Raw genomic sequence first — 8,676 nt, forward strand, 5'->3', positions numbered from 1 at the left:
GCGTACCTCCCCCGCAATCACCCGGCTACGGCGTACCTCCCCCGCAATCACCCGGCTACGGCGCACCTCCCCCGCAATCACCCGGCTACGGCCCGCCCCCGGGCTACGGCACCCCGCCGCCCGGCTACGGCCCGCCGCCCAGCTATGGCGCGCCCCCGCCGGGGTACGGCGGCTACCCCCAGCCCGGCTATGGGGCACCCGCCGCCCCGGGGTTCAGCGTCGGTGACGCCTTCAGCTGGGCTTGGAACACGTTCACCAAGAACGCGCTGGTGTTGATCGTGCCGGCGCTGGTGTACGGCCTGTTGTTCGGCGTGGCCACCGGGGTGAACATCGCGGGCCAGAACATGTCGCCGAACACGGCGACCAGTGACGACTACGGCTTTTATTTCACGACCAACCTCACCGGCGCCGCCCTGGTCGTCTTCATCATCGGCACCCTGCTGACCTACCTGGTCACCGCGTTCGCCCAGGCCGGCTTCCTGTCCGGCTGCCTGGACATCGCCGACGGGCGGCCGGTGACCATCGCGTCGTTCTTCAGGCCCCGCAACCTGGGGATGGCATTCCTGGCCGCGCTGATCGTCGGTGTCCTCACCTCGATCGGCTACTCGTTGTGCTTCGTTCCGGGCCTGGTGCTGAGCCTGTTCGTGCAGTTCACCATCCTGTTCGTCGTCGATCGTTCGGAGTCGGCGATCAAGGGCTTCACCTCCAGCTTCTCGCTGGTGGGGTCGAATTTCGCCAACGCGCTGCTGGTGTGGCTGGTGGTGATGGCCCTGATCTTCGCCGGGGCGCTGGCGTGCGGGGTCGGCCTGCTGGTGACGGCGCCGCTCGACGCGCTGATCCTGACCTACGCCTACCGCAAGCTGACCGGCGGCCAGGTTGTTCCCGTGCCGCAAGCGGGCTACCAGCCGGGCCCGCCGCCCGGGCCGCAGCAGGTCTGACCTCAAAGCCACGCCCGAAGTTACGGCGCTGTTAGCCGCGGCTGTGGTGCGCTGCGGCCTTGTGGCGCTTGTGATGCAATCACCTTGTTATGAGCATCAAAGTCGCGCTGGAGCACCGCACCAGCTACACCTTTGACCGGCCGGTCCGGGTGTTCCCGCACGTCGTTCGGCTGCGACCGGCGCCCCATTGCCGCACGCCCCTCGAGGCCTACTCGCTGCGCATCGAGCCGGAAGAGCACTTCATCAACTGGCAGCAGGACGTGGTAGGCAATTTCCTTGCGCGGCTTGTTTTTCCGAATCCGATGCGCCGGCTGACCATCACGGTGGGACTCATCGCCGACCTCAAGGTGATCAACCCGTTCGACTTCTTCATCGAGGACTGGGCCGAGACCTGGGCCCCCTCCACCGGACGGGCCGGGCTGACCTATCCCAAGGATCTGGCCGACGACCTGGAGCCCTACCTGCGCCCCGTCGACGAAGCGGGCGAGGGATCGGGGCCGGGTGAGCTCACGCGGGCGTGGGTGGAGAACTTCTCGGTGGACGAGGGCACGCGCACCATCGACTTGCTGGTCGCGCTCAACCACGCGGTCAACGCCGACGTCGCCTACAGCCTGCGGATGGAACCCGGTGTCCAGACACCTGATTACACGCTGCGCACCGGGGTGGGCTCGTGCCGCGACTCCGCGTGGCTGCTGGTGTCGATTCTGCGCCAGCTCGGCCTGGCCGCCCGCTTCGTGTCGGGATATCTGGTGCAGCTCGCCTCGGACGTGGAGGCGCTCGACGGGCCGTCGGGCCCCGCCGCCGACTTCACCGACCTGCACGCCTGGACCGAGGTGTACATCCCGGGCGCGGGCTGGATCGGGCTGGACCCGACGTCGGGGCTGTTCGCCGGCGAGGGCCACATCCCGCTGGCCGCCACGCCGCACCCGGCGTCCGCGGCACCCATCAGCGGCGGCACCGAGCCCTGCGAATCCGTGCTGGAGTTCTCCAACACCGTCACCCGCATCCACGAGGACCCCCGCGTCACGCTGCCCTACACCGACGAGGCGTGGCAGACGATCTGCGACGTCGGCCGGCGCGTGGACGAACGGCTGGCCGCCGCCGACGTGCGGCTGACCATCGGCGGTGAGCCGACCTTCGTCTCGGTGGACAATCAGGTCGCCAAGGAGTGGACCACCGCCGCCGACGGGCCGCACAAGCGGCAGCGCGCCTCCGACCTGGCCGCGCGCCTCAAGGAGGTGTGGGCGCCGAACGGGTTGATCCAGCGCGGGCAGGGCCGTTGGTATCCGGGCGAACCGTTGCCGCGCTGGCAGATTGCGCTCTACTGGCGCACCGACGGGCGGCCGCTGTGGAACGACGGCGCGCTGTTGGCCGACCCGTGGGGGGACCGGCCGGAAGCAGTCGACGGTGAGGCCGCCCGCCAGGTGCTCGCCGGCCTCGCCGACGGGCTGGGGCTGCCACTTTCGCAGGTGCGGCCCGCCTACGAGGACCCGCTGCACCGGCTGGCGGAAAAAGTCCGGCAACCGCAGGGCGACCCGGTGGACCCGGCCGACGACCTCGAGGAGGACACCCCCGCCGGTCGCGCGGCGCTGCTGGGCCGCCTCGACGAATCCGTAACGGCCCCGGCGGCTTTCGTGCTGCCGCTGCACCGCCGCGACGACGGCGCCGGGTGGGCCAGCGCGGACTGGCGGCTGCGCCGGGGCCGAATCGTGCTGCTGCACGGCGATTCTCCGGCGGGTCTGCGCCTGCCCCTGGACGCGATCAGCTGGCGCCCGCCGCGCCCGTCGTTCGACGCCGATCCCCACGCCGCCGGCGACGCGCTGACGACGGAATCGGACCAGGCGGTGGTGGACGACTCCGACACCGCCCCGCCCACCGCGATGGTCGCCGAGGTGCGCGACGGGCTGCTCTACCTTTTCATGCCGCCCACCGAGGCACTGGAACACTTCGTCGACCTCATCGCCCGCGTCGAGGCCGCCGCGGCCAAGGCTGACTGCCCGGTCGTGATCGAGGGCTACGATCCCCCGCCGGACCCCCGGCTGAGGTCGACCACGATCACCCCGGACCCCGGCGTCATCGAGGTCAACGTCGCGCCCACCGCCAGCTTCGCCGAACAGAGCCAGCAGCTCGAAACCCTCTACGAGCAAGCGCGATTGGCCCGGCTGTCCACCGAGTCCTTCGACGTCGACGGCACCCACGGCGGCACCGGCGGCGGCAACCACATCACGCTGGGCGGCGTCACCCCCGCGGACTCGCCCCTGCTGCGGCGCCCGGACCTGTTGGTCTCGCTGCTGACGTACTGGCAACGACACCCGTCGCTGTCCTATCTGTTCGCCGGCCGGTTCGTCGGCACCACCTCACAGGCACCCCGCGTCGACGAGGGCCGCGCCGAGGCCCTCTACGAGCTCGAGATCGCGTTCGCCGAAATCACCCGGCTCTCCGGACCTTTCGGGGGCAACGCCCCCCGGCCCTGGGTGATCGACCGCGCGTTGCGCCACCTGCTGACCGATATCACCGGCAACACCCACCGCGCCGAATTCTGCATCGACAAGCTCTACAGCCCCGACAGCCCCCGCGGCCGGCTCGGCCTGCTGGAGTTGCGCGGGTTCGAGATGCCCCCGCATCTGCGCATGGCGATGGTGCAATCGCTGCTGGTGCGCTCGCTGGTGGCGTGGTTCTGGGACGAGCCGCTGCGCGCCCCGCTGATCCGCCACGGCGCCAACCTACATGGGCGATACCTGTTGCCGCACTTCCTGATTCACGACATCGCCGATGTCGCCGCCGACCTGCGCGCGGACGGCATCGCGTTCGAGACCAGCTGGCTGGACCCGTTCACCGAGTTCCGCTTCCCGCGCATCGGCACCGCGGTGTTCGACGGCGTCGAGATCGAGTTGCGCGGGGCGATCGAACCGTGGAACACCCTCGGCGAGGAGGCCACGGCCAGCGGCACCGCCCGCTACGTCGACTCGTCGGTCGAGCGCATCCAGATCCGGATCATCGGCGCGGACCGCCACCGTTACGTGGTGACGGTCAACGGCTACCCGGTGCCGCTGCTGGCCACCGACAACCCCGACATCCACGTAGGCGGGGTCCGGTTCAAGGCGTGGCAGCCGCCCAGCGCGCTGCACCCGACGATCAGCACCGACGTCCCCCTGCAGTTCGAGCTGATCGACCTGACGACGGGCACGTCGCGCGGCGGGTGCACCTATCACGTCGCGCACCCCGGCGGGCGGGCCTACGACGAACCGCCCGTCAACGCCGTCGAGGCCGAGGCGCGCCGCGCCCGCCGGTTCGAGGCCACCGGCTTCACCCCCGGCAAGCTCGACTTGTCGGACATCCGGGAAAAGCAGGCACGCATCTTCACCGACATCGGCGCGCCGGGCATCCTAGACCTGCGCCGCGTGCGTACCGTTCAGCAGTAATGGCGTTTGCGGACATGACATTCGGCACCGGTGCACCCCCGGCGGCCGCTGGCGGGCGCCACGAGGACCGCTACGAAGACGCGGACCGCCTGCTTGCCGGGTATCGCGCCGCACGCGCCCAGGAGGCGCTGTTCGATCTGCGGCACGGCCCCGCCGCCGGTTACGACGAATTCGTCGATCAGGACGGGAACGTCCGACCGGCCTGGGCGGAGCTGGCCGACACCATCGCCGAGCGCGGCCGGGCGGGGCTGGACCGGCTGCGGTCGGTGGTGCGCAGCCTGATCGACAGCGACGGCATCACTTACACCGACGTCGAACCCGGCGGGCACGGCCTGGAGCCTCGGCCGTGGATCCTCGACACGCTGCCGATCGTGCTGTCCGCCGCGGAATGGGAGTTGCTGGAGGCCGGTCTGGTGCAGCGGTCCCGCCTGCTCGACGCCGTGCTCGCCGACCTGTACGGATCGCGCAGCCTGCTCACCGAGGGCGTGCTGCCGCCGGAGCTGCTGTTCGCCCATCCGGGTTACGTGCGGGCCGCCAACGGCATCGAAATACCCGGGCATCACCAGCTTTTCCTGCACGCCTGTGACGTCAGCCGGCTGCCGGACGGAGCCTTTCAGGTCAACGCCGACTGGACGCAGGCACCGTCCGGCGCCGGCTACGCGCTGGCCGACCGGCGCGTCGTCGCGCACTCGGTTCCCGACCTCTACGAGCGGATCGCACCGCGACCGACGACGCCGTTCGCCCAGGCCTTGCGGCTGGCGCTGATCGATGCCGCGCCCGACGTTGCCCAGGATCCCGTGGTGGTGGTGCTCAGCCCGGGTATCTTTTCCGAAACCGCCTTCGATCAGGCGTATCTGGCCACGCTCCTGGGTTTCCCGTTGGTGGAGAGTGCGGACCTGGTGGTGCGCGACGGCAAATTGTGGATGCGCTCGCTGGGCACCTTGAAACGGGTCGACGTCGTCCTGCGTCGGGTGGACGCCGATTACGCCGACCCGCTGGATCTGCGCGCCGACTCCCGGCTCGGGGTGGCCGGTCTGGTGGAGGCGTGCCACCGCGGGACGGTGACCGTGGTCAACACGTTTGGCAGCGGCATCCTGGAAAACCCCGGGCTGCTGCGGTTTCTGCCCCAGCTGTCCGAGCGCCTGCTGTCCGAGGCCCCGCTGCTGCACACCGCGCCGGTCTATTGGGGCGGCATCGCCAGCGAACGCTCGCACCTGCTGGCGAACCTGTCGTCGCTTTTGGTGAAGTCTACCGTCGGCGGGAAAGCCCTTGTCGGGCCGACGCTTTCGTCGTATCAGCTGACACAACTGGCCGGCCGGATTGAGAAGATGCCGTGGCAGTGGATCGGCCAGGAGCTGCCACAGTTCTCGTCGGCGCCCACCGACCACGCCGGGGTGTTGTCGTCGGCCGGCGTCGGGATCCGGTTGTTCAACGTCGCCCAGCGCAGCGGGTACGCCCCCATGATTGGCGGGGTCGGCTACGTGCTGGCACCCGGTCCCGCCGCGTACACGCTGGAAACCGTTGCCGCTAAGGATGTCTGGGTCCGCCCGACGGAGCGTGCGCGGGCCGAGGCGGTGAGTCTGCCGTCCCCGCCGCCACCGGCGAAGTCCGCGGCCGGTACCTGGGGCGTCAGCTCGCCGCGCGTGCTGTCCGACCTGTTCTGGATCGGCCGCTACGGCGAGCGCGCGGAGAACATGGCGCGGCTGCTGCTGGTCGCCCGCGACAGGTTCCACGTGTACCGGCATCAGCAGCACACCGAGGAGAGCGCGTGTGTGCCGGTGCTGATGGCCGCACTGGGCCTGATCACCGGAACCGACACGAGCGCCGACGACTGGACCGACGAGAGTGCCAGGGACGCAGCCGAAATGATCGCCGTCGCGCCCTCGACGCTGTGGTCGTTGACCGTGGACCCCGATCGCCCCGGGTCCCTGGTGCAGTCGGTGGAAGGTCTGGCGCTGGCCGCCAGGGCGGTGCGAGACCAGATGTCGAACGACACCTGGATGGTGCTGGCCGGGGTGGAACGAGCGCTGGCGCAGCGTCGCGAGCCGCCGGACTCGCTCGCCGAAGCCGACGCGCTCCTCGCGTCGGCTCAGGCGCAGACGCTGGCCGGGATGCTGACCCTTGCGGGTGTGGCCGGTGAGTCGATGGTGCGCGACGTGGGCTGGTCGATGATGGACATCGGCAAGCGCATCGAACGCGGCCTGTGGCTGACCGCGCTGCTGCGGGCGACGCTGACCGCCGTCCGCGGCGCCATCGCCGAGCAGACGATCATCGAGGCGACGCTGGTGGCGTGCGAGTCCTCGGTGATCTACCGACGCCGCACCGTGGGCAAGGTGAGCGTCGCCGCAGTGGCCGAGCTGATGCTGTTCGACGCGCAGAACCCGCGCTCGTTGCTGTACCAGGTCGAGCGGCTGCGGGCCAACCTCAAAGACCTGCCGGGTGCATCGGGATCGTCGCGGCCGGAGCGGCTGGTGGACGAGATCGGCACCCTGTTGCGCCGCTCGCATCCCGCCGAGCTGGAAGAGGTCGGCGAGGACGGGCTGCGCACGGAGCTGGCCGAGCTACTCGATTCGGTGCACACGCAGTTGCGCGAGCTGGCCGAGGTCATCACCACCACGCAGCTGGCGCTGCCCGCCGTGCAGCCGCTGTGGGGCCCCGACGTACGCCGGGTGATGCCAGCCTAAGGCGACGCGGTTCATTGCGTCACACGGGTTCGTCGTCAGATCCGCGCTCAGCGATGCGCATCGATTAGATCGGCAACCGCCTTTTGGGCATCCGTTGGGCGTAGCGGAGGCGTGGCGAACATCTCGGCAATCATCATCGCCACCGGTGTTGTCCACAGCAGAAGGCCCAACGCAACGGCATGTTCACGGTTGGCCCCGGTATTCAAACGTGTGATCAATGCCGCTAGGGCCGCGCCGAGACGCTTCAAGTGGTGCTCATCAAGGCCGTCACGCAAGTCCTTGGTTGCGATGAGAATCTCCAACCCCGCCATGGCCTTTGGATTGGCGAAGGCGTCCCATGCTGCCCGCACCAGGTCTTGGGTGTCCATGACCTGCTCACCGGCCAACACCTCCAGCGAGGCGACGAGACGGTCAACGGCATCTTCGATCACCGCAGTTAGCAGACCATCGCGGTCCCCGAAGTGATGTTGAATGACACCCCAACTCACGCCGGCGCGCTCAATGATGTGCCGGGCACTAGCCGCGGAGAAGCCTTCCTCGCGAATGCACCGAACCGTTTCGTCGATGAGTAACTCGCGGGTCCGGTCCCCGCGCTGCTGTCGCCCGGTGCTCGGACGGCGCGGGGCGGTTCGTCTGCGCCCAGTCATGTCTGTGATCCGCGCTGGCTCATTCACAGCACCCTAGTCAGTAGCCTTGCGATTAAAACATGGCGTATGCCATGCTTTCCGCGTTCAGCTTACCTCGCCCCGAAAGCCCACCTCATGTCTCAGACGATCAGCGCCGACAACACGAACGCTTACCCGGCCGAGGGCGGACTCTCGTCACTGCAAAAGTCGCTCTTGGGCGTCCTGGCGTTCTTCTTCGTTATCCAGATCGTCTTCTGGTACCTCGAATTCCATGCTGGGGTGTCCCACGTCGTCGCGTCCACCACGTTGGTCGTCTTCGTCGTGGGCTGTTTCTCGACGGCCCTTGCGCTCCCGTGGCTTCCGCTTCCAGGTCAACGTGACCGCACGAAGTGGGACCGTTTAGGCGCGATGGTGATCGTCTGGGTCTTCATCGCCCTGATTCCACGATTCATCTGGGAACTGCCGTGGCTCCTGTTCTTCGATCAGATCAGAAACGGCGTGCAGCATGGCGCGCTGTGGACGTACATGTGGTCACCCATCTTGCTCGGAGGCGACGCGCGGTACCTGAACGGCGACCCGCTCATCGTCGTCCTTGAGTGGATCGCCTTCTTCATTGGACTCTTCGAGGCGTATGCCATGGTGCAGTTCTTCCGGAATGGTAAGCGCTTCACCAGCATTCAGCTGTCATTCATCATGGGTGGGATGATCGTTGAGGTCACGCTGCCTGCGGTCTACTTCGGGGTGGAGATCGCTAACAATCTGCAAAGCATGACAAGCCCAGTCGAGATGTGGGTCAAGTTCGTGGTTCTGAACCTCTTGTGGTGCACCATGCCACTCGTCACCTACTTCTGGGGTGTTCGCAGGTTGGCTCGCCAGGATCTTGCCGTGAAGTTTTAGCTCGCTTGACGGGTCGACCTAACTAAAATCCAGCGATCGTGAGCGCGGCGGAGCCGGGCGAAACGGGTCGTTACGTCAAACGGGTTCGTCGTCGTCGGTGTCGCGGAGG

5 protein-coding genes and 1 pseudogene are annotated in these 8,676 nt (G+C 68.3%); 4 read left to right on the top strand and 2 right to left on the bottom strand.

Features of this window, described 5'->3' with window-relative positions; all coding sequences use genetic code 11:
* The 3 genes from A9X05_RS09285 to A9X05_RS09295 form a co-directional block, all read left to right on the top strand.
* On the top strand, positions 1-938 hold a 938-nt coding region (locus A9X05_RS09285; protein ID WP_197498983.1), incomplete at its 5' end, for a hypothetical protein.
* An 89-nt stretch (positions 939-1,027) separates the two neighbouring features.
* Positions 1,028-4,360, top strand: coding sequence for a DUF2126 domain-containing protein (locus A9X05_RS09290; protein ID WP_067780813.1), 3,333 nt, complete (start codon positions 1,028-1,030; stop codon positions 4,358-4,360).
* A gap of 14 nt (positions 4,361-4,374) precedes the next feature.
* Entirely contained in the window at positions 4,375-7,044 is a 2,670-nt protein-coding gene (locus A9X05_RS09295) for a circularly permuted type 2 ATP-grasp protein (protein WP_156736585.1), read from the top strand.
* A gap of 47 nt (positions 7,045-7,091) precedes the next feature.
* Here the strand turns inward: A9X05_RS09295 and A9X05_RS32030 are convergent, their stop codons facing one another.
* Positions 7,092-7,475 carry a hypothetical protein gene (locus A9X05_RS32030; protein WP_231975361.1) on the bottom strand — a complete coding sequence of 128 codons (384 nt, stop codon included), beginning with the start codon at positions 7,473-7,475 and terminating at the stop codon, positions 7,092-7,094.
* A gap of 57 nt (positions 7,476-7,532) precedes the next feature.
* Positions 7,533-7,691, bottom strand: a pseudogene (locus A9X05_RS32035) (TetR/AcrR family transcriptional regulator); the annotation flags it as partial.
* A 114-nt stretch (positions 7,692-7,805) separates the two neighbouring features.
* Here A9X05_RS32035 and A9X05_RS09305 point away from each other — a divergent pair.
* Entirely contained in the window at positions 7,806-8,567 is a 762-nt protein-coding gene (locus tag A9X05_RS09305; protein ID WP_067780818.1) for a hypothetical protein, read from the top strand.
* Positions 8,568-8,676: the final 109 nt, after the last annotated feature.

Origin of the sequence: Mycobacterium sp. E3298 (assembly GCF_001666895.1) — a bacterium.
Taxonomy (GTDB): Bacteria; Actinomycetota; Actinomycetes; order Mycobacteriales; family Mycobacteriaceae; genus Mycobacterium.